A 21,043-nucleotide genomic window follows, 5' to 3' on the forward strand; every position below is an offset into this window, starting at 1 on the left:
TCTTGGCCCTGGGAGTTCGTCATGACAATGCAGAGCACCGTAATCGGTATCGATGTCGCCAAAGACAGTCTGAGTCTGTATCGAGCAGATCTGGAGCAGGCCAGCGAGCTCATCAATGAGCCGCACGCTATCGCCACCTGGCTCAAGAGCCTGCCTGCAGGTTGCAGCCTGGCCATCGAAGCCACCAACACCTACCACGTTGCCGTCGCCACGCTGGCGCACAAACGTGGCCACAGGGTCTACGTGATCGATGGTTACCGCCTGAGCAACTACCGCAAAGGCATCGGTGGCCGGGTCAAGAACGACCTGAGCGATGCCCGTCTGCTGGCCCGCTACCTGGCTCATGAACAGAAGCAGTTGCACCCCTGGGCGCCGCCGAGCCGCCTGTACCGCAAGCTGCAGGCCCTGTTGCACCGTCGCGCCACCCTGGTGCGAGTAACGACGGCTCTGCGCCTGAGCTTCGCCCAGGATCGCCAACTGGCGGAAGCATTGAAGCCCGTCCTGCAGCAGATGAAAGACCTGGAGCGGACACTCAACAGGGCGCTGCAATCCACGCTGAAAGAGGCCGGCTTGAGCGCGCAGGCACAACGTTGCCAGGAGATCGAAGGGGTTGGCCCGATCACCGCTGCTGCGCTGAACCTGGCCTTCCTGCGGGGCACCTTCCGCAGTAGCGATGCGTTCATCGCCTTTCTCGGGCTGGATGTCCGGGTCAGGGAATCGGGGCGCTACATCGGCCGGCGCAAGCTGACCAAGCAGGGGGATCCGGAGATACGACGGCTGCTGCATAACGCCGCTATGGCCGCCAGTCGCACAGCGGCCTGGAAAGAACGCTATCAAGCTTATTTACAGCGGGGTTTGAAGAAGACCGAGGCCCTAACGATCCTCGCCCGGAAACTGGCCAGAATCGCCTTTGCCCTGATGACCAGCCAACAGCCGTACCGACACCGGGACGCTACGGCTGGTTGACATAGAATCTCCCACGGGGGCTCGTCTGCCTGTGGGAACGGTTTCAACCGTGGATGGGTGGCACTGGTCGAAATATGAGCACAAGCTTGAAAGCACTGATTTGACTGGCACCAAGCAATCTATCCACAGCCCGCCAACAGTTGGCTCCACAGCTATTGTGGGCAACTGAGGATGAATCCGTTTGCCTGGGGATTTCTTCGCGAATAAATTCGTTCCTACGGGTGCTCGTCTCCCTTTGGGAGCGGTTTCAACTGCGAAAGGCGGCACTGGTCAAAGTCTGAGCACAACCCTGAAAGCACCGCTGTTACTGGCGCCAAGCGATTTATCCACAGACAACCAACAGTTGGCTCCACAGCTATTGTGGGCAACTGAGGATGAATCCGTCTTCCTGGGGATTTCTTCGCGAATAAATTCGCTCCCACGGGTGCTCGTCTCCCTGCGGGAGCGGTTTCAACCGCGAATAGGTGGCACTGGTCAATATCTGAGCACAAGCTTGAAAGCAGCGCTGTGACTGGGCCTAAGCGATCTATCCACAGCCCGCCAACAGTTGGTTCCACAGTAATTGTGGGCAATGCAGGGGCGATTTCATTCGCCCAGAAAAGTCGTTGTGGATAGTTCGGTTGAGTCGGCGGCGCTGCGCACCGCTTGGCGAATCAATTCGCCCCTACCTGGCCATCAATGGATAGGCGGAATCCCGCTTATGGCCCCTTCGCGATAGGCGCCAATCCGCGCACAAATGCCCTGTGAAATCCCTCCGAGCCTTCTATTCCGGCGCTTTGCGGCGCTGGCACAGCTCCTGCTATGTGCCCGCACCCCAAGCGCGGCGAGAGCCGTGCCTACAACAACAACTATGACTCGAGGAAACACGATGGAAAGCACCAGCACCCTGACTGCCTCAGCAGCACCCCGCACCACCTCGCAACGCATCAAATCCATTTTCAGCGGCTCGGTGGGCAACCTGGTCGAGTGGTACGACTGGTACGTCTACGCCGCCTTCTCGCTGTACTTCGCCAAGGCCTTCTTCCCCCAGGGCGACCTGACCGCCCAGCTCCTGAACACCGCCGCGATCTTCGCCGTGGGCTTCCTGATGCGCCCGATCGGCGGCTGGCTGATGGGCATCTACGCCGACCGCAAGGGCCGCAAAGCCGCCCTGCTGGCCTCGGTCCTGCTGATGTGCTTCGGCTCGCTGATCATCGCGCTGACCCCCAGCTATGAAACCATCGGCATCGCCGCGCCCATCCTGCTGGTGGTCGCCCGCCTGCTGCAGGGCCTGTCGGTCGGTGGCGAATACGGCACCTCGGCCACCTACCTGTCGGAGATGGCGACCAAGGAGCGTCGCGGCTTCTTCTCCAGCTTCCAGTACGTGACCCTGATCTCCGGCCAGCTCATCGCCCTGGCGGTGCTGATCATCCTCCAGCAGACCCTCACCACCGAGCAGCTGGAAAGCTGGGGCTGGCGCGTGCCCTTCTTCATCGGCGCCCTGTGCGCGGTAGTCGCGATGTTCCTGCGTCGCGGCATGGAAGAGACCGAGTCCTTCACCAAGAAGAAGGACAAGCCGAAGGAAAGCCTGCTGCGCACCCTGATGCGCCACCCCAAGGAAGTGTTCACCGTGATCGGCCTGACCATGGGCGGCACCCTGGCCTTCTACACCTACACCACCTACATGCAGAAATACCTGGTCAACACGGTCGGCATGAGCAAGAACGACTCGACCATGATCTCGGCCGCCACCCTGTTCCTGTTCATGCTGCTGCAGCCCCTGGTGGGCGCGCTCTCGGACAAGGTCGGCCGCCGTCCGATCCTGATCGCCTTTGGCGTGCTGGGCACCCTGTTCACCTACCCGATCCTCAGCACCCTGCACACCATCGATACCTGGTGGGGCGCGTTCTTCCTGATCATGGCGGCGCTGATCATCGTCAGCGGCTACACCTCGATCAACGCCGTGGTGAAGGCCGAGCTGTTCCCCACCGAGATCCGTGCCCTGGGCGTGGGCCTGCCCTACGCGCTGACCGTGTCCATCTTCGGCGGCACCGCCGAGTACGTGGCGCTGTGGTTCAAGAGCATCGGCATGGAGAGCGGCTTCTACTGGTACGTGACCGCCTGCATCGCCTGCTCGCTGCTGGTGTACGTGTTCATGAAGGACACCCGCACCCACTCGCGGATGAACGACGATTGATCCCTTGAGCCCCCGTGGCTCTGGCTGCGCTAATCCGTAGCCGTTTTATTCCCGAAGACGGGCCCGTGAGGGCCCGTTTTCGTTTGTGTCCCCATAACGTCTTGAGACCTTCGGTCTGGCTTTTCCCGTGTTATCGAGAATGCCGAAGCGCACAGCATCCTGAAGAGTTAGCGATAAAGTTGGAGCAGCCGCCAACGCCCCTCCAGGAGGCCGAACGCAGTCGTTGCGCCGGGGGACGAGCGGCATGGATGCCGCGAGAGGCGCGCCAGGCCATGGATGGCCCATCGCGCCGGCCCCCAGACGACGCTTACGGCGAACGCACTTCAGTGCGGCCCGAAGGGCGAGCGTAGCGAGTAACGGCGATGGAGTGAGGGAACCCGACGCAGTCGGGCCGGATGATGGGGCAAGCCTCTTTGGTTTCTTTCTTGTGGTTCGGCATCCCGACGACTGAAGAAAGAGACTCGCCCGGCAAGGCGAAACAGGAACCTTCAGCAGAACTCGATAATCAGCCAGACACTGAATCAACACCGGCTCAAGTCAGCCGACAGGCTTCGAATCCAGCCTTGAGCGCGTCCTCGTCCTGGGGCGTGGAGAAGATCAGCTCCAGCCGCGAGTCCTTGCGCCATTCGCTGCTCTGCCAGTGGAGGGGTGCGCCGTCCAGGGCGTTGCCGGAGAGCCAGCCGGCGTTGCTGTGGATAACCAGCTTGGCGCGGCGCCAGCCGAGGCTCGCCAGCCACAGCTGCACACGCATCGGCTCGAAGGTCTGGGAGGGGTGCCAGCGCCAGCCGATGGTCCAGCCATCCGCCGCACCTTGTGCCTGGATGATGGGCTGCCCGGGGTTTATCCACAGCGCGGGCGGAGCCGCCTGACCAGTGGGCAAGGCCGGGTTATCCACAGCTGCGCCGGCCTTGGCATCGAGCCCCGGCAGCTCGGCCAGGGACAGGCGGCCCTGCACCGTCCAGCTCAGTGGCAACCGGGGCAGTTGCTCGGCCACTCGCTGGCGGCTATCGGCATCGAGGTTATCGGCCTTGTTCAGCACCAGCAGGCCAGCGCCCTCGAGGGCGTCGCGCTGGCTGTCGGGCAGGGCATCGCCGCGGACCAGGGCAGCGGCGTCCAGCACCAGCAGGCTCGGCTGCAGGGCCAACACGCCTTCCCAAGGCGGCTCGCGCAGCTGGCGCAGCAGCTCGGCGGGGTGGCCGAGGCCGGAGGGCTCGATGAACAGCCGGTCCGGCCGCGCCTTGCGCAGCAGGCGGCCGAGGCCGACCTGGAAGGGCGCGCCGTTGACGCAGCACAGGCAGCCACCGGCCACCTCGGCCAGGGCGATGCCGTCGTCGCCGGTCTCCAGCAGCGCGGCATCCAGGCCGACCAGGCCGAATTCGTTGATCAGCACCGCCCAGCGCTCGTCGTTCGGGCGCTGCGCCAGGAGGTGGCGGATGAGGCTGGTCTTGCCGGCGCCGAGGGGGCCGGCCACCAGGTGGGTGGGGATATGGGCAAGCATCGCGCTATGGTGCTGCGTCACGGGTTCGGAATAAAGCCTCGTGCTAGAGTCGCGCCCATTATTTTCCCGAGGTCCTGCATTCATGCGTCTCTGCCTACTGCCCTTGCTGCTGGTCCTGTCCGCCGATGCGCTGGCCGAGGCCTGCATCGTCCACAGCCAGAGCGACAAGCTCGATGTGAAGGTCTGCCAGCAGAACCGCAGCATCCCGCCGCAGCTGTTCCGCGACGGCTTCTGCAAGCCGCAGATGCCCGGGCAGAAGGTGGAGGTGAGCTACGCCGACCAGTGCCCGGCCGGCGCCTTCGGCGTGTGCAGCAACGCCCAGGTGAGCAACATCGCCTACCGCCAGGACATCCACTATTACGGCGTGGCCACCGACGCGCGCTATCTGAAGCCCTTCTGCGAGGGGCAGAGCCAGGGCACCTGGGAAAGCCCGTCGTCATCAGCCGGTAACAGCCAGGGTGTCCAATAGCCTTGGGTACCTCGCCCGTACCGGCACAGCCGGTAGGGCCTCGGTGATACAGGGCCGCCTTCGGGTGGCCCTTTTTTTGCGCGGCCCAAGCTTCGCGATGGCTTCGCCCGTTTCATGCCGGTCAAGCCAGCCAGTCCAGAGTCAGTAGCAGGCGCGCATCCCCCGGCATGACCTCGGGCGACCTGTGGATAACCCCTCGCCCCTCGTTGCCCAGCCACTTCTCGCCCTTGAACAACGCCACATGACCCGGCGCCAGGGTCTGCCCGGCCGGCACGGCCGTCGGCTCGGCGGCGGGGTCGCCCAGGCGGCTGCGTGGCATCTGCCCTTCCTGCAGCCAGTGGCTGCCCACACCGGCATAGGTGGTGATCAGCCGTAGCGGTACATGGTCGACGTGATAGCGCGGGCACATGGCGCGGTCCAGGCGACGCAGGCGCAGGCCGATGCGGCGGGCATCCAGCAGGCAGGCGAAGGCACGCACCAGCCAGGCCACGTCGGCGAGGAAGGCGGCATGCCCGTCGATGTCGGCGAAGCGTCGGGCCAGGCTGCCCAGGTCGAGGGGGGCCTCGGGGTCCGCCAGCTCCAGGGTCAGGGACTCGCTAAGCGGCTCCTCGAGCCCCAGCAGGCACTGGGCGTAGTCGGTGATGTGCAAGGGCAGGCGGCGCTCCCACACGGCGAGGTTGACCTCATCACGCAGTGCTTCGCCCAATACCGCCAGGTTGTCGCTGATCGCCACCCGGGGCGGCGGGCGCAGGGCCAGGGCTTCCATCACGCCGCCTCCCCGACCAGGCCGCCGAAGGGGTCGGGCAGGTGCGCCCAGCCCTCGACCCCCACGGCCATCTCTGCAGCATCCAGCAGGCAGGCGTCCAGTTCGGCATGCAGGCGCTCGAAGTCGATGCCCTGGCCGATGAACACCAGCTCCTGGCGGCAATCGCCCACCTCCGTGTCCCAATGCTTCATCACCGCGAGCAGGCCATCTTCGTCGGTGGGCCACTGCTCGCGCGGCACGAAGCGCCACCAGCGCCCGGCATGCCCGTAACGCATCAGGCCGCCGGCCTGGGACCAGCTGCCCGCCTCACGCCAGGCGCTGGCCAGCCAGAAGAAGCCCTTGGAGCGCAGCAGCCGGCCGTTGGTCCATTCACGATTGAGGAATGCGTGGAAGCGCTCGGGGTGGAAGGGCCGCCGCGCCCGGTAGGCTGTGGAGGCGATGCCGTAGGCCTCGGTTTCCGGCACGTGCTCGCCGCGCAGTTCCTTGAGCCAGCCCGGCGCCTCGGCGGCGCGGTCGAAGTCGAAGCGGCCGGTGTCGAGGATCTTCTCCAGCGGCACCCGGCCCATGCTCATGGGCAGGATCTCGGCCTGGGTATTGAGGCGCGCGAGGATGGCCGTGAGCTCCTCGCGCTCGGCCTGGCTGATCAGGTCGATCTTGCTGATGAGGATGACGTCGGCGAACTCCACCTGTTCGATCAGCAGGTCGGTGATGGAGCGCTCGTCCTCCTCGCCCAATGTCTCGCCACGGCTGGCCAGGCTTTGCGCCTCGTGGAAGTCGCGCAGGAAGTTCACGCCGTCGACCACGGTGACCAGCGTATCCAGCCGCGCCAGGTCGGACAGGCTCTGGCCCTGCTCGTCACGGAAGGTGAAGGTCTCTGCCACCGGCAGCGGTTCGGAGATGCCGGTGGACTCGATCAGCAGGTAGTCGAAGCGCCCTTCGCCGGCCAGGCGACTGACTTCTTCCAGAAGGTCCTCGCGCAGGGTGCAGCAGATGCAGCCGTTGCTCATCTCCACCAGGCGTTCTTCGGCGCGGTTGAGGCTGACGTCGCGCTGTACTTCGCTGGCATCGATGTTGATTTCGCTCATGTCGTTGACGATCACGGCGACGCGCAGGTTCTCGCGGTTCTTCAGCACGTGGTTGAGCAGGGTGCTCTTGCCGGCGCCGAGGAAGCCGGAAAGCAGGGTGACGGGGAGTCGGGCGGTCATGGGATTCTCCGGTTCAGGCTGGGCGGCTCGGGCGGCCGCTCTGGGGATATCAGGCGTCGCGCCGGTGGCGCTCGCGTTGTTCCTGGCGCTCCTTGGCCTCGATGCACAGCTCGGCGGTAGGCCGCAGCAGCAGGCGGCGCAGGCCAATGGGCTCGCCGGTCTCCCGGCACCAGCCGTACTCGCCACGGGCCAGGCGGCCCAGGGCGCTGTCGATCTTGTCCAGCAGCTTCTTTTCCCGCTCCAGGCGCCGCAGTTGCCACTGGCGCTGTTCTTCTAGGGAGGCCACGTCGACGTCGTCGCTGGCGGGCTCGATCTCCCGCAGCTCGATCATTTCGTTGTCGACACGCGTGCGCAGATCGTCCCGCTGGGCCTCCAGCAGGCGCTGGAAGAAAGCTTGCTGGGCGTCGTCCATGTACTGCTCGGCCGGTTGGCTGAGCAGGTCGTCTTCGCTGGTGATGAGGTGCATGGCTTTGGCAAGGGCGGCTTGATTTTCAAGCGTTATAACATAACATATCACTTTCTCCGCAAGCTGAGCCCGACGATGAACGACCTCTCCCTACCCGACGTGGCCAGCCAGACCCACGCGACCCTCGCACCGCTGGACCGCGTCGGTATGGCCGGCATCCGTCTCCCATTGCAGGTGGCCGGGCAAGCCGTGCAAGCGCGAGTGGAGGCCAGTGTCAGCCTCGACACCCCGGGCGTACGCGGCATCCACATGTCACGGCTGTACCTGGCGCTGGAAGCCCTGGCCGGCGAGGAACTGACCCTCCCGGCCCTGCAGGCGCTGCTGCAGGGCTTCCTCGACAGCCACCAGAATCTCTCCCTCTCCGCGCATCTACGGGTGGCGGGCGAGCTGTTGCTCAGGCGCGCGGCACTGGTCAGCCCACTGTCGGGGCACAAGGCCTACCCCTTCGAAATCGCGCTCAGCCTCGATCCAAGGGGGTTTCACGTGGAACTCATGCTGGAACTGGGCTACTCCTCCACCTGCCCGTGCTCGGCGGCGCTGTCACGGCAGATGGCCCAGCGCGCCTTCAGTGAACGTTTCGCCGGGCAAGCACCCACCTGGGAAGCACTGCATGAATGGCTGGGCAGCGAAGCCGCCATGCCCGCCACTCCCCACAGCCAGCGCAGCAAGGCGCGGCTTTGGCTGCGCCCAGCGGACCCGTTGCGGGCGCCGGGCTGGATCGAGCTGGTGGACCGCTGCGAAGCCGCCCTGGGCACGGCCCTGCAGACAGCCGTGAAGCGTGCCGACGAGCAGGCATTCGCGCTGGCCAATGGCCACAACCTGATGTTCTGCGAGGACGCCGCGCGGCGCCTGGCCGAGCCCCTGCGGGCGCTACCGGGCCTGGCCGCGTTCAAGGTCCGCGTGGAGCACGAGGAAAGCCTGCACGCCCACGACGCAGTGGCGGAAATCCACTGGCTCTGGACCTGAGCCCCCTTCCCCGCCCGGCGCCTGGCCTCGCGACGCCATCCGACTGACATCCCAATGAGCGCCCCATTTGCGGGTCATCCGACGCTGGCGAGCTCGGCGGTGAAGCCTGCGGCAGGCACGCCGACAAGGATGCCTCACCGGGTTGCTGCCTCCATCAACAACCAAGGCCCTGGCTGGCCGCTAGAATGGCGCTCCATTTTCCTGGCGGTACACGGACGTTCCATGCATAGGCACCCCATCACGCCGCGCCACGACTGGTGCGAACAAGCTGCGGCACTCGGCTTCCACTTCCACTCCATCGGCGGCGAACCCTACTGGGATGAAAGCGTCTGCTACCGCTTCAGCCTGCAGCAGATCGAGGACGACATCGAGGCACCCAGCGCCGAGCTGGAGGCCATGTGCCTGGCCCTGGTGGAAGATGCTGTGGAGAGCGAAGCCCTGTTGCGGCGCATGGCGGTGCCCGAGGCGCACTGGACGCTGATCCGCGACAGCTGGCGTACACGCGAGCCGGCGCTGTACGGGCGCATGGACCTGACCTACGACGGCCAGGGCCCGGCGCGTTTCTACGAGTACAACGCCGATACCCCGACCGGCCTCTACGAGGCGGCCTTCTTCCAGTGGGTATGGCTGGAGCAGTGCCGCGAACGTGGCGTGCTGCCGGAGCGGGCCGATCAGTTCAACCTCATCCAAGATGCGCTGGTCGAGCGCCTGCAGCGCATTGGCCTGGCGGGTGAGCCCTTCCACCTGGCCTGCTGCCGCGACCACATCGAGGACGAGGGCACCGTCACCTACCTGGCCGACTGTGCCAACCAGGCTGGCCTGCTGCCCCATCTGCTGTACATCGACGACATCGGCCACGTACCCGGCAAGGGCTTCGTCGACCTGCACGACCAGCCGATCATCCAGCTGTTCAAGCTCTACCCCTGGGAGTGGCTGCTGGAGGAGGACTTCGCCCACCACCTGGCCCACAGCCGGACGCGCTTCATCGAGCCCGCCTGGAAGACCCTGCTGTCGAACAAGGCGATCTTGCCGCTGCTCTGGCAGCGTCATCGCGGCCACCCCAACCTGATCCCGGCCTGCTTCGCCGATGAGCCGGATGCGGCCCTGCTGGGCCCGCGCTGGGTGCGCAAGCCGTTCTTCTCCCGCGAGGGGGCGAACATCCAGGTGGAAAGCGAGGGCGGTGTGGAGCTGGCGACGCCCGGCCCCTACGAGCAGGGGCCGGCGATTCTGCAGAGCTGGTGCCCGCCGCCCTGCATGGGCGGGGAGCACCCCATCATCGGCAGCTGGCTGGTCGGCGGCCGGCCCGTGGGCATGGGCATTCGCGAGGACCGCAGCGCCATCACCCAGGACAGCTCACGCTTCGTTCCGCACTACATCCTCGATTGAACGCCCGCGCAGCAGGGCCTCGGCCCGCCTCGGTGCCTGATGCTGCAGGCAGAAACCGGCCAGGGCGCTGGCCAGCCAGGCGGCAGCCAGCGCCATTACAGCGAGGAGCAGGCCGGCGAGCGAGCCAACGACCAGCAGGATGACCAGCAGGCAGGTGCCTACCGTTACCCCCGCGATCCACCAGGCGTCCACGGGCCAGAAACTGCGCAAGTAGGCGCGCAATGGGCTGGGTCTGTAGGGCTGAAGCTTTTGCAGCCGTTGCCAGTTGATCCCCAGCAGTTGCTCGGCGGCCATGGGCAACAGGCGCTCCTGCGGTGACGCGTCGGTCACGGCGGCATCTGCTGGCTTCTGGCGGGCGCGTGCCAGCTCGGCCAGTGCCTTCAGGTCGAGCACCTCGCCACTGTTCAGGTGCCACAGCCGCCGCTGCTGCGGGTTGAACAGGTAGGTCTCCATGTAGCTGCCGCAACACAGGCTGTAGCCCAGGAAAGCCAACCAGAGGACGGTCCAGGCCAGCGACGTCAGCTCGTAGTTGCCCACGGGCCAGGGCGGCAGGTCACAGGCCAGCTGCGCGGCGAACATCAGGCCGATCACCAGCGGCGTCATACAGCCCAGCATCAGGGTCAACCCATGGGTGGCGCCGATCAGCATGGCACTGCCGCTGGCCGGGTCGACGCGCACGATGCGAGGCTCCGACACGTCGAGCGGGCCGCCATTTTCGGTCACCAGGGTTGCTTTCAGGTATTCATTTGCCATCGGTGCGCACCATCAGCAATTGCCAACTGTCATCACGCCACAGCGCAGGCTCATCGCGGGGCTGCTGGTCAGCCGGCAACACCACCACCGCAAAGGGCGTCTGGCCCAGCGTGAACTCGCCCAACTGCAAGGCCGGGGACTTGCCTCCCAGCTGCAGGTCGACCCCCACCAGGGCAGCGACGTTATCGGTCCGAGGCTGGCTCGCCCACCAGGCCTGCCAGGCATGCAAGCCCGCCAGGTTCGAGCCGGCCAGCTTGATCCGCCCATCGGTATGCAACGCCAGCAGGCCGGTGGGCCAGGACTCGCTGGCCCCCCACTGGCCATCCGGTCGGGCCGGCAACGGTTGCTGCCGCAGGGTCGCCCAGAGCTCGGCGAGCTTTTCCAGTTCGAGCGGCCTGGCGTCCACCAGGGCCTTGACCAGTGGCGACTCGGCGCGCAGGTCGACGTCATCGGTGGGTCTGCCCTGACGGGCGAAACTCCTGACCTGCATGTGCAGCATCCGCCCATGCTCCCAGGTACGGTCATGGGTCCAGAAGATCGAGGTCGTCATCCACCTCACGCCTTCCTCGGTCACCTCTATGCCGCCGCACTGCGTAAACGCCCGCAAAGGGGCCGCAAGACGCACCAGCACGGGCGCCCGGCAGGTAGGGGCAAGACCGAGGGACTCCAGGCTCTGCCATTCGCGACTGTTCGGCAGGCGCACCCGCAGCCGGTCGGGCTTTTCGGCGATGAGCCGGCGCAGTTCCTCGAGACGTGCATCGGCCTCGCCAATGCTGCTATCCAGGCCTGCTGCCTGGGCAATCGAGTTGCCGAAGAGACAACCAAGCACTAGGCCAATCCGTATCCACATGATCGGTTACCCGCTGGCCATGGCCAGGCTGCTGCGGGCCGTCGAGCCGAACCCGCCGCGACTGGCAACGCCCTGAAGGCGCGTCGGCAATTGCCCGCTCTGGAACTGCTGGGCATAACCGGACGCCTGCAACTGGCTGCGATGCACGCTGGCCTGGCGGGTGCGCTCATCCCCCAGGTATTGGCCCTGGCTGGTGAACAGGTGCAGGTTGCGGCCGCCACCGCCGTAGTAGCCACCGTAATGGCCACTGGTGCTACTGCCGCTGCCATAGAGGGTGTCTTCGCTCATGCCGAAGACCGGCTGCAGTTCATCGAGGCCGACCTCGCTCCAATCCTCCGGTTCACCACTGCGCAGGCGCCTGACCAGGGCATCGCTGACCAGGAACGCCACCGGCTGGGGGCGGGCCAGGCCATCGTCGCCCTGTGTGCAGCTCTGCACGGCGTCGGCCTCGCACCACTCGCCAACCTTGCAGTCGGCATTGATGCGAATGAAGTCGCGCTCACAGGCCAGGAAGCTGGTGTAGACCGGCGCCATAAGGACGGTGCGACGGAACGCCTCGTCGCGCAGCCGCAGGCATTGCTCGGCGGTCAGGGTGGTGCCCTGTTCGCAGACCGCCAGGCTGTCGAAGACCCGCACGTCACGGTACATCGGGTCCCAGGCCAGCAGGACGAGGGGAGTGGCGCCCATGAGGCTGAGGGTGAGCAAGCCGGCGCGCTTCTGCCGGCGGACGGAGGCAGGTACAGGGGCGGAAGAGGCGGCAGCAGGGGCCGAGGCGGCGTCGCCGGAAGACATAAACGGTCCATGTTCAAGATTGAGCTGCGGATTAGAAAGTGACGCCTCCCTCGGGTCAACCGCCTTCGAACAGGATGTGATCCAGTCCCGAAGGGTGTGCACCGCCCAAGGCACAGGGCGTTCCGATCGGCTTGCCCGCCCCTGGGAAACCGAGGTGCGTGCCTCGCCCCGCCAAGGCACCCGCGGCCGGAAACCCGCCGCTGACGCCTTGCGGGCCGCCCGTCACTCCACAGTGACGGACTTGGCCAGGTTGCGCGGCTGGTCGACGTCGGTGCCCTTGAGCACGGCGACGTAGTAGGACAGCAACTGCAACGGCAGGGTGTAAAGGATCGGTGCCAGGGCGTCGAGGATGTGCGGCATGGCCACCACGTGGGTGCCCTCGCCGTTGTCGATGCCGGCTTCGCGGTCGGCGAAGACCACCAGTTGGCCGCCACGGGCGCGCACTTCCTGCAGGTTGGATTTGAGCTTTTCCACCAGCTCGTTGTTGGGCGCGACGGTGACCACCGGCATGTCCGCATCCACCAGGGCCAGGGGGCCGTGCTTGAGCTCGCCGGCCGGGTAGGCCTCGGCGTGGATGTAAGAGATCTCCTTGAGCTTGAGCGCCCCTTCCATGGCCACCGGGTACTGGGCGCCACGGCCGAGGAACAGGGTGTGGTGCTTCTCGGCGAACAGCTCGGCGACCTTTTCCACGGTCTTGTCCATGGCCAGGGCTTCGCCCAGGTGGGTCGGCAGGCGGCGCAGGGCTTCCACCAGGCGCGCTTCCTCGGCCTTGGCCAGGGTGCCGCGCACCTGGCCGAGGCTGAGGGTGAGCAGCAGCAGGGCGACCAGTTGGGTGGTGAAGGCCTTGGTGGAGGCGACGCCGATCTCGGGGCCGGCGAGGGTCAGCAAGGTGAGGTCGGACTCACGCACCAGGGAGCTGGTGCCGACGTTGCAGATGGCCAGGCTGGCGAGGTAGCCCAACGCGTTGGCATTGCGCAGGGCGGCCAGGGTGTCGGCGGTCTCGCCGGACTGGGAGATGGTGACGAACAGGGTGTCGGGCTGCACCACGACCTTGCGGTAGCGGAACTCGCTGGCCACTTCCACCTGGCAGGGGATGCCGGCCAGGTCTTCCAGCCAGTAACGGGCGACCATGCCGGCGTGGTAGCTGGTGCCGCAGGCCACGATCTGCACGTTGCGCACCTTGGCGAACAGTTCGGCGGCCTGCGGGCCGAAGGCCTGGACCAGCACATGGTCGGTACCCAGGCGGCCTTCGAGGGTGCGTTGCACGACCTTGGGCTGCTCGTGGATTTCCTTGAGCATGAAGTGGCGGTACTCGCCCTTGTCGGCGGCCTCGGCGCCTTCGTGGTACTGCACGGCCTCGCGTTGCACGGCGTTGCCCTGCAGGTCCCAGACCTGGACGCTGTCGCGGCGGATTTCGGCGATGTCGCCCTCCTCCAGGTACATGAAGCGGTCGGTCACCTGGCGCAGGGCCAACTGGTCGGAGGCGAGGAAGTTCTCGCCCAGGCCGAGGCCGATGACCAGGGGACTGCCGCTGCGGGCGGCGAGCAGGCGGTCGGGCTGGGCACGGTTGATCACCGCCAGGCCGTAGGCGCCGTGTAGCTGCGGGACTACGGCCTTGAGGGCGGCGGCAAGATCACCGGCCTCGCCCAGGGTGTGGTGCAGCAGGTGGACGATGACTTCGGTGTCGGTGTCGGAGGTGAACACGTAGCCCTGGCCCTTGAGCTGGGCGCGCAGCGCTTCGTGGTTCTCGATGATGCCGTTGTGCACCAGGGCCAGGTCGCCGGAGAAGTGCGGGTGGGCGTTGTGCTCGGTGGGCGCACCGTGGGTGGCCCAGCGGGTGTGCGCGATGCCCAGGCGGCCGGCCAGGGGCTGCTCGGCCAGGGCCTGTTCCAGCTCGCTGACCTTGCCGACGCGGCGGCGGCGCTGGAGCACGCCTTCGTTGTCCAGCACGGCGACGCCGGCGCTGTCGTAACCGCGGTATTCGAGACGCTTGAGGCCTTCCACGAGGATGGCGGTGATATTCCGTTCAGCCACTGCGCCGACGATGCCACACATAAGTTTTCTCCTCAGTTATCCACAGGCGCGCAGACCAGGGTGATGCCCCGCGCCTCTATCTGTTGGCGAGCGTCCTGGGGCAGGCGCTCGTCGGTGATCAGGGTATGGACGCTGCTCCAGGGCAGCTCCAGGTTGGGGATGCGCCGCCCGACCTTGTCGGCCTCGACCATGACGATCACCTCGCGGGCGACCTCGGCCATGACGCGGGACAGGCCCAGCAGTTCGTTGAAGGTGGTGGTGCCACGGGCCAGGTCGATGCCGTCGGCACCGATGAACAGCTGGTCGAAGTCGTAGGAGCGCAGGACCTGCTCGGCCACCTGGCCCTGGAAGGACTCGGAGTGCGGGTCCCAGGTGCCGCCGGTCATCAGCAGCACGGGTTCCTGTTCCAGGTCGCGCAGGGCGGTAGCGACGTTCAGCGAGTTGGTCATCACCACCAGGCCGGGGCGGTGGCCCAGCTCGGGGATCAGAGCGGCGGTGGTGCTGCCGCTGTCGACGATGATCCGCGCATGTTCGCGGATGCGATCAGCGGCGGCCCGGGCGATGGCCTGCTTGTAGCGGGAGACCGGCTGGCTGGCCTCGACCATGAACTCCTGGGGCACCGGCACGGCGCCGCCGTAGCGGCGCAGCAGCAGGCCGTTGGTCTCGAGAGCGGCGAGGTCCTTGCGGATGGTGACTTCCGAGGTGGCGAAACCCTTGGCGAGCGCGTCGACACTGACTTCGCCCTGCTCGGCCAGCAGGGCGAGGATGGCGTGGCGACGTTGCGGCGTATTGCGCTTCGACATGCTTAAGTTTCGATTCGAAAGAAAAAGTGTGCGAATCAAAACTCAACGAAGCTTTTGCGTCAAGACCGAAAACGACAAAAGGCGGCACAGGCCGCCTTTTGCAGTTATCCACAGGCTTATTGCTTCAGCTTCACCGGGCGTTTCCAGCCTTCGATGTTGCGCTGCTTGGCACGGCCGACCGCCAGGGCGTGGGCCGGTACGTCCTGGGTGATGGTGGAGCCGGCACCGGTGGTGGCGCCGTCGCCCAGGGTCACCGGGGCGACCAGGGCGCTGTTGGAGCCGATGAAGACGTCTTCGCCCATGACGGTGCGGAATTTGTTGGCGCCGTCGTAGTTGCAGGTGATGGTGCCGGCACCGATGTTGGTGCGCGCACCGATCTCGGCATCCCCCAGGTAGCTGAGGTGGCCGGCCTTGGCGCCCTCGCCGAGGACGGCGTTCTTGATCTCGACGAAGTTACCCACATGGGCCTTGGCGCTCAGTACAGCGCCCGGACGCAAGCGGGCGAACGGGCCGCAATCGGCGCCCTCACCCACTTCGGCGCCATCCAGGTGGCTGTTGGCCTTGACGATGGCGCCACGGCGCAGGGTGCTGTCCTTGATCACGCAGTTGGGGCCGATCTGCACGTTGTCTTCGATGACCACACGACCTTCGAGGATCACGTTGACGTCGATGAGCACGTCGCGGCCGACGGAGGCCTCGCCGCGCAGGTCGAAGCGCGCCGGGTCCAGCAGGGTGACGCCCTGGGCCATGAGACGGCGGGCGGCGCGTTTCTGGTAGTGGCGCTCGAGCTCGGAAAGCTGGATGCGGTCGTTGGCGCCCTGCACTTCCATGGCGTCCTGGGGCTGCTCGGTGGCGACCACCAGGCCATCGGCCACGGCCATGGCGATGACGTCGGTGAGGTAGTACTCGCCCTGGGCGTTGTTGTTGGAGAGGCGGCCCAGCCAGTCGGCCAGGCGCTTGCCCGGCACGGCGAGGATGCCGGTGTTGCCTTCACGGATGAGACGCTGCTCGGGGCTGGCGTCCTTGTGCTCGACAATGGCCTTCACCACGCCTTGCTGGTCACGCACGATGCGGCCGTAGCCGGTGGGGTCGTCCAGCTCGACGGTGAGCAGCGCCAGTTGCTCGGGGCCGACCTTCTGCAGCAGACGCTCCAGGGTCTCCACTTCGATCAGCGGCACGTCGCCGTAGAGGATCAGCACGCGTTCGGCGCTGAGCTGCGGCAGGGCCTGGGCGACGGCGTGGCCGGTCCCCAGTTGCTCGGCCTGGATCACGAAACCGAGGTCACCCGCTGCCAGTCGTTCCTTCACCGTGTCGGCGCCATGGCCGATCACCACGTGGATGCCCTGGGGCTGCAGCTTGCGCGCGCTGTCGATGACGTGGCCGAGCATGGCCTTGCCGGCGATGGGGTGGAGGACCTTGGGCAGGGCCGAACGCATGCGGGTGCCCTGGCCAGCGGCGAGGATGACGATATCGAGTGACATGGAGGGGAGCTTCCGAGCCTGTGGATAACCGGCACTGCCGGAAAAGAAAAAGGGTAGCCAAGGCTACCCTTTTACTCGCTTGCGATGAAGAGCGCGGGGTTAGCCGCCGAACTTCTTGCGGATCTGCTGGACGGTGCGCAGCTGGGCAGCAGCCTCGGCCAGGCGAGCAGCGGCGGAGGAGTAATCGAACTCCGCGCCCTTCTCGTTCAGAGCCTTCTCAGCAGCCCGCAGGGACTCCTGAGCAGCAGCTTCGTCCAGGTCGCCGGCGCGCAGAACGGTGTCGGCCAGGACCTTCACCATGTTCGGCTGCACCTCGAGGAAACCACCGGAGATGTAGTACACCTCCTCCTCGCCACCCTGCTTCACCAAGCGGATCGGGCCCGGCTTGAGGTCGGTGATCAGCGGGGCGTGACCCGGCGCGATACCCAGATCGCCGAGGTTGCCGTGCGCAATCACCATCTCCACCAGACCGGAGAAGATCTCCGCTTCGGCGCTGACGATATCGCAATGGACAGTAATAGCCATACGCTTGCCTCACGTAAGCGCCCGTCGCCGGGCGCCCAGGGGGTTACAGTTTCTTCGCTTTCTCGATGGCTTCTTCGATGCCGCCGACCATGTAGAACGCCTGCTCGGGCAGGTGATCGTAGTCGCCGTTGAGGATGCCTTTGAAGCCAGCGATGGTGTCCTTCAGGGAGACGTACTTGCCGGGCGAACCGGTGAATACTTCAGCCACGAAGAACGGCTGGGACAGGAAGCGCTGGATCTTACGAGCGCGGGATACGAGCTGCTTGTCCGCTTCGGACAGTTCGTCCATACCCAGGATCGCGATGATGTCCTTCAGTTCCTTGTAACGCTGCAGAACGTACTGGACGCCGCGAGCGGTGTCGTAGTGGTCCTGACCGATCACCAGCGGGTCGAGCTGGCGAGAGGTGGAGTCCAGCGGGTCCACGGCCGGGTAGATACCCAGGGACGCGATGTCACGGGACAGAACGACGGTGGCGTCCAGGTGGGCGAAGGTGGTCGCCGGGGACGGGTCGGTCAGGTCGTCCGCAGGAACGTATACGGCCTGGATCGAAGTGATCGAACCGGTCTTGGTAGAGGTGATGCGCTCTTGCAGAACGCCCATTTCCTCAGCCAGGGTCGGCTGGTAACCCACCGCGGACGGCATACGACCCAGCAGCGCGGACACTTCGGTACCGGCCAGGGTGTAGCGGTAGATGTTGTCCACGAACAGCAGAACGTCACGGCCTTCGTCACGGAACTTCTCGGCCATGGTCAGGCCGGTCAGTGCAACGCGCAGACGGTTGCCCGGCGGCTCGTTCATCTGGCCGTATACCAGGGCCACTTTGTCCAGAACGTTGGAGTCCTTCATCTCGTGGTAGAAATCGTTACCCTCACGGGTACGCTCACCCACACCGGCGAACACGGAATAACCGCTGTGCTCGATGGCGATGTTACGGATCAGTTCCATCATGTTTACGGTCTTGCCGACACCGGCGCCACCGAACAGACCGACCTTGCCGCCCTTGGCGAACGGGCAAACCAGGTCAATTACCTTGATACCGGTTTCCAGCAGCTCGTTGGAGCCAGCCTGCTCGGCATAGGACGGAGCAGCGCGGTGGATTTCCCACTGCTCTTCTTCGCCAATGGGGCCGGCTTCGTCGATCGGGTTGCCCAGCACGTCCATGATCCGGCCGAGGGTCGCTTTGCCCACCGGTACGGAGATGGCCTTGCCAGTGCTGGCGACGTCCAGGCCACGTTTCAGGCCTTCGGTCGAACCCATCGCAATGGTACGTACCACGCCGTCGCCCAGCTGCTGCTGAACTTCGAGGGTGGTTTCAGCGCCTTGAACTTTCAGCGCCTCGTAGACGTTCGGCACCTGGTCACGCGGGAATTCCACGTCGATGACGGCGCCGATGATTTGAACGATACGTCCGCTACTCATCATTTGGTCCTCTGAATATTTGAACCGTTCTTAAACCGCGGCAGCGCCGCCGACGATTTCCGAGATCTCTTGGGTGATCGCAGCCTGACGGGCCTTGTTGTAGACCAGCTGAAGTTCGCTGATCAGGTCACCGGCGTTGTCAGTGGCGTTCTTCATCGCGATCATCCGCGCCGCTTGTTCGGCTGCGTTGTTCTCGACGACCGCCTGGTACACCTGCGACTCCACGTAGCGCACCATCAGGCCGTCCAGCAGCTCTTTGGCGTCGGGTTCGTAGAGATAGTCCCAGTGGTGCTTGAGATCCTGGTCGGCATCTGCCACCAGCGGAACCAACTGCTCCACGGTGGGCTTCTGGGTCATGGTGTTGATGAACTTGTTGGAGACTACCGAGAGACGGTCGATACGACCTTCCAGGTAGGCATCCAGCATCACCTTGACGCTGCCGATCAGGTCGTTGATCGAAGGCTCTTCGCCGAGTTGGCTGATGGCTGCGACGACGTTGCCGCCGAAGTTGCGGAAGAATGCCGCACCCTTGCTGCCGATCACGCAGAGATCGATCTCCACGCCCTTCTCGCGGTTCGCCGACATGTCCTTGACCAGGGCCTTGAACAGGTTGGTGTTCAAGCCACCGCACAGACCACGGTCACTGCTCACCACGACATAACCGACGCGCTTGATTTCGCGCTCGATCATGAACGGGTGGCGGTATTCCGGGTTGGCGTTGGCCAGATGACCAATCACCTGACGGATACGCTCCGCATAGGGACGGCTGGCAGCCATGCGCATTTGAGCCCTGCGCATCTTGCTGACGGCCACCTTTTCCATGGCGCTGGTGATCTTTTGCGTGCTTTTGATGCTCGCAATCTTGCTGCGAATCTCTTTTGCGCCTGCCATTTGACACCTATCGGGTTAGCAAGCGGGCGTCTTGCGACGCCCGCTGCGGCTTACCAGGTTTGGGTGGCTTTGAACTTCTCGATACCGGCTTTGAGGCCAGCGTCGATTTCGTCGTTGAAGTCACCCTTCTCGTTGATCTTCGCCAGCAGAGCGGCGTGATCCCGGTTGAAGTAGGCAATCAGGGCCTGCTCGAAGGCGCCGACTTTGGCGACTTCGACGTCCTGCAGGAAGCCACGTTCGGCCGCGTACAGGCTCAGCGACATGTCAGCGATCGACATGGGCGCGTACTGCTTCTGCTTCATCAGCTCGGTAACGCGTTGACCGTGTTCCAGCTGCTTGCGGGTCGCTTCGTCCAGGTCAGAGGCGAACTGGGCGAAAGCCGCCAGTTCACGGTACTGGGCCAGGGCGGTACGGATGCCACCGGACAGCTTCTTGACGATCTTGGTCTGGGCTGCACCACCTACGCGGGATACCGAGATACCGGCGTTGACGGCCGGACGGATACCCGAGTTGAACATGGCGGATTCCAGGAAGATCTGACCGTCGGTGATGGAGATCACGTTGGTCGGAACGAACGCGGAAACGTCACCGGCCTGGGTTTCGATGATCGGCAGAGCGGTCAGGGAACCGGTCTTGCCAGTCACGGCGCCATTGGTGAACTTCTCGACGTACTCTTCGGAAACGCGGGAAGCGCGCTCCAGCAGACGGCTGTGGAGATAGAACACGTCGCCCGGGTAGGCTTCGCGGCCCGGCGGGCGGCGCAGCAGCAGGGAGATCTGGCGGTAGGCAACGGCTTGCTTGGACAGATCGTCATAAACGATCAGCGCGTCTTCGCCGCGGTCGCGGAAGTACTCGCCCATGGTGCAGCCGGCGTACGGTGCGATGAACTGCAGCGCAGCAGATTCGGAAGCCGAGGCAGCCACCACGATGGTGTTGGCCAGGGCGCCGTTCTCTTCCAGCTTGCGCACGACGTTGGCGATGGTCGATTGCTTCTGACCGATGGCAACGTAGACGCAGCGGATGCCGCTGTTCTTCTGGTTGATGATGGCGTCGACCGCGAGGGCGGTCTTGCCGATCTGACGGTCACCGATGATCAGCTCGCGCTGGCCACGGCCTACCGGGATCATGGCGTCGACGGACTTGTAACCGGTCTGTACCGGCTGGTCGACCGACTTACGCCAGATCACGCCCGGCGCAACCTTCTCGACAGCGTCGGTAGCGACGTTGTTCAGAGGGCCTTTGCCGTCGATCGGGTTGCCCAGGGCATCGACCACGCGACCCAGCAGTTCCGGACCAACCGGTACTTCCAGGATGCGGCCGGTGCACTTGGCGCTCATGCCTTCGGCGAGGGTCAGGTAGCTACCCAGTACCACGGCACCCACGGAGTCTTGTTCCAGGTTCAGCGCCATACCATAGACGCCACCGGGGAACTCGATCATCTCGCCGTACATCGCGTCGGCCAGACCGTGAATACGCACGATACCGTCGGATACGCTGACGATGGTGCCTTCGTTACGGGCTTGGGAGGACACGTCGAGTTTCTCGATGCGCCCCTTGATGATTTCACTAATTTCGGACGGATTGAGTTGCTGCATT

Annotated in this window: 19 protein-coding genes; 5 read left to right on the forward strand and 14 right to left on the reverse strand. The window is 65.2% G+C overall.

The genetic code is table 11. The features are described from left to right. The first annotated feature begins 21 nt into the window (after nucleotides 1-21). Both ACXI0U_RS23505 and ACXI0U_RS23510 read left to right on the forward strand, forming a co-directional pair. A complete protein-coding gene (locus ACXI0U_RS23505) occupies nucleotides 22-966 on the forward strand; it encodes an IS110 family transposase (protein ID WP_431482168.1) in 945 nt (314 codons plus the stop codon). Between the two features lie 868 nt (nucleotides 967-1,834). Beyond that, on the forward strand, nucleotides 1,835-3,142 hold the full coding sequence (locus ACXI0U_RS23510; RefSeq protein WP_021217435.1) for an MFS transporter: 1,308 nt from the start codon (nucleotides 1,835-1,837) through the stop codon (nucleotides 3,140-3,142). 532 nt (nucleotides 3,143-3,674) lie between these two features. Here the strand turns inward: ACXI0U_RS23510 and ACXI0U_RS23515 are convergent. Beyond that, nucleotides 3,675-4,640, reverse strand: coding sequence for a CobW family GTP-binding protein (locus ACXI0U_RS23515; protein ID WP_431483021.1), 966 nt, complete (start codon nucleotides 4,638-4,640; stop codon nucleotides 3,675-3,677). Between the two features lie 82 nt (nucleotides 4,641-4,722). Here ACXI0U_RS23515 and ACXI0U_RS23520 point away from each other — a divergent pair, with 82 nt between their 5' ends. Then, nucleotides 4,723-5,109 (forward strand): NADH:ubiquinone oxidoreductase, encoded by a 387-nt coding sequence (locus ACXI0U_RS23520; protein WP_111259207.1) that lies wholly within the window; start codon nucleotides 4,723-4,725, stop codon nucleotides 5,107-5,109. Nucleotides 5,110-5,230: 121 nt separating this feature from the next. Here ACXI0U_RS23520 and ACXI0U_RS23525 read toward each other — a convergent pair whose 3' ends face one another. Genes ACXI0U_RS23525 through dksA form a run of 3 tightly spaced genes read right to left on the reverse strand, consistent with a single transcriptional unit; the run spans nucleotide 5,231 to nucleotide 7,546 of the window. Further along, nucleotides 5,231-5,875 (reverse strand): DUF1826 domain-containing protein, encoded by a 645-nt coding sequence (locus ACXI0U_RS23525; protein WP_236207651.1) that lies wholly within the window; start codon nucleotides 5,873-5,875, stop codon nucleotides 5,231-5,233. Beyond that, nucleotides 5,875-7,080: a zinc metallochaperone GTPase ZigA gene (zigA, locus tag ACXI0U_RS23530; RefSeq protein ID WP_431483022.1), complete on the reverse strand. Its 1,206-nt coding sequence runs from the start codon at nucleotides 7,078-7,080 to the stop codon at nucleotides 5,875-5,877. Before zigA ends, ACXI0U_RS23525 begins: the two co-directional genes overlap by 1 nt. Nucleotides 7,081-7,129: 49 nt before the next feature. Beyond that, entirely contained in the window at nucleotides 7,130-7,546 is a 417-nt protein-coding gene (dksA, locus tag ACXI0U_RS23535) for an RNA polymerase-binding protein DksA (protein WP_111259210.1), read from the reverse strand. A gap of 75 nt (nucleotides 7,547-7,621) precedes the next feature. On the opposite strand from dksA, the gene folE2 reads away from it, so the two are divergent. Both folE2 and ACXI0U_RS23545 read left to right on the forward strand, forming a co-directional pair. Next, complete coding sequence (folE2, locus tag ACXI0U_RS23540) at nucleotides 7,622-8,512, forward strand: GTP cyclohydrolase FolE2 (protein WP_431483023.1); 891 nt, start codon at nucleotides 7,622-7,624, stop codon at nucleotides 8,510-8,512. Between the two features lie 222 nt (nucleotides 8,513-8,734). Beyond that, nucleotides 8,735-9,898 carry a glutathionylspermidine synthase family protein gene (locus ACXI0U_RS23545; protein WP_111259212.1) on the forward strand — a complete coding sequence of 388 codons (1,164 nt, stop codon included), beginning with the start codon at nucleotides 8,735-8,737 and terminating at the stop codon, nucleotides 9,896-9,898. On the opposite strand, the gene ACXI0U_RS23550 is transcribed toward ACXI0U_RS23545, so the two are convergent. From ACXI0U_RS23550 to atpA, 10 genes are all read right to left on the reverse strand, one after another. Further along, the gene (locus tag ACXI0U_RS23550) at nucleotides 9,866-10,651 is read right to left on the reverse strand and encodes a hypothetical protein (protein ID WP_431483024.1); all 786 of its coding nucleotides are present in this window, start codon (nucleotides 10,649-10,651) and stop codon (nucleotides 9,866-9,868) included. The genes ACXI0U_RS23545 and ACXI0U_RS23550 overlap by 33 nt on opposite strands. Next, the gene (locus ACXI0U_RS23555) at nucleotides 10,641-11,501 is read right to left on the reverse strand and encodes a hypothetical protein (RefSeq protein WP_236233398.1); all 861 of its coding nucleotides are present in this window, start codon (nucleotides 11,499-11,501) and stop codon (nucleotides 10,641-10,643) included. Before ACXI0U_RS23555 ends, ACXI0U_RS23550 begins: the two co-directional genes overlap by 11 nt. 6 nt (nucleotides 11,502-11,507) lie before the next feature. Then, complete coding sequence (locus tag ACXI0U_RS23560; RefSeq protein ID WP_316924270.1) at nucleotides 11,508-12,293, reverse strand: DUF1190 domain-containing protein; 786 nt, start codon at nucleotides 12,291-12,293, stop codon at nucleotides 11,508-11,510. A gap of 222 nt (nucleotides 12,294-12,515) precedes the next feature. Then, a complete protein-coding gene (gene glmS / locus ACXI0U_RS23565; protein WP_431483027.1) occupies nucleotides 12,516-14,348 on the reverse strand; it encodes a glutamine--fructose-6-phosphate transaminase (isomerizing) in 1,833 nt (610 codons plus the stop codon). Nucleotides 14,349-14,359: 11 nt separating this feature from the next. After that, the gene (locus ACXI0U_RS23570; protein WP_374979423.1) at nucleotides 14,360-15,130 is read right to left on the reverse strand and encodes a DeoR/GlpR family DNA-binding transcription regulator; all 771 of its coding nucleotides are present in this window, start codon (nucleotides 15,128-15,130) and stop codon (nucleotides 14,360-14,362) included. A 116-nt stretch (nucleotides 15,131-15,246) separates the two neighbouring features. Continuing rightward, the gene (gene glmU / locus ACXI0U_RS23575) at nucleotides 15,247-16,611 is read right to left on the reverse strand and encodes a bifunctional UDP-N-acetylglucosamine diphosphorylase/glucosamine-1-phosphate N-acetyltransferase GlmU (RefSeq protein ID WP_374979424.1); all 1,365 of its coding nucleotides are present in this window, start codon (nucleotides 16,609-16,611) and stop codon (nucleotides 15,247-15,249) included. A 99-nt stretch (nucleotides 16,612-16,710) separates the two neighbouring features. After that, nucleotides 16,711-17,136, reverse strand: a complete 426-nt coding sequence (locus ACXI0U_RS23580; protein WP_021217152.1) for a F0F1 ATP synthase subunit epsilon — start codon at nucleotides 17,134-17,136, stop codon at nucleotides 16,711-16,713. Between the two features lie 43 nt (nucleotides 17,137-17,179). Next, the gene (gene atpD / locus ACXI0U_RS23585) at nucleotides 17,180-18,556 is read right to left on the reverse strand and encodes a F0F1 ATP synthase subunit beta (protein ID WP_021217151.1); all 1,377 of its coding nucleotides are present in this window, start codon (nucleotides 18,554-18,556) and stop codon (nucleotides 17,180-17,182) included. 30 nt (nucleotides 18,557-18,586) lie between these two features. Further along, a complete protein-coding gene (gene atpG, locus ACXI0U_RS23590) occupies nucleotides 18,587-19,447 on the reverse strand; it encodes a F0F1 ATP synthase subunit gamma (protein ID WP_021217150.1) in 861 nt (286 codons plus the stop codon). A gap of 50 nt (nucleotides 19,448-19,497) precedes the next feature. Continuing rightward, nucleotides 19,498-21,042 (reverse strand): F0F1 ATP synthase subunit alpha, encoded by a 1,545-nt coding sequence (gene atpA / locus ACXI0U_RS23595; RefSeq protein ID WP_021217149.1) that lies wholly within the window; start codon nucleotides 21,040-21,042, stop codon nucleotides 19,498-19,500. Nucleotide 21,043 lies beyond the last annotated feature (1 nt).

The sequence above is a fragment of the Pseudomonas sp. C9D1 genome, assembly GCF_056491235.1.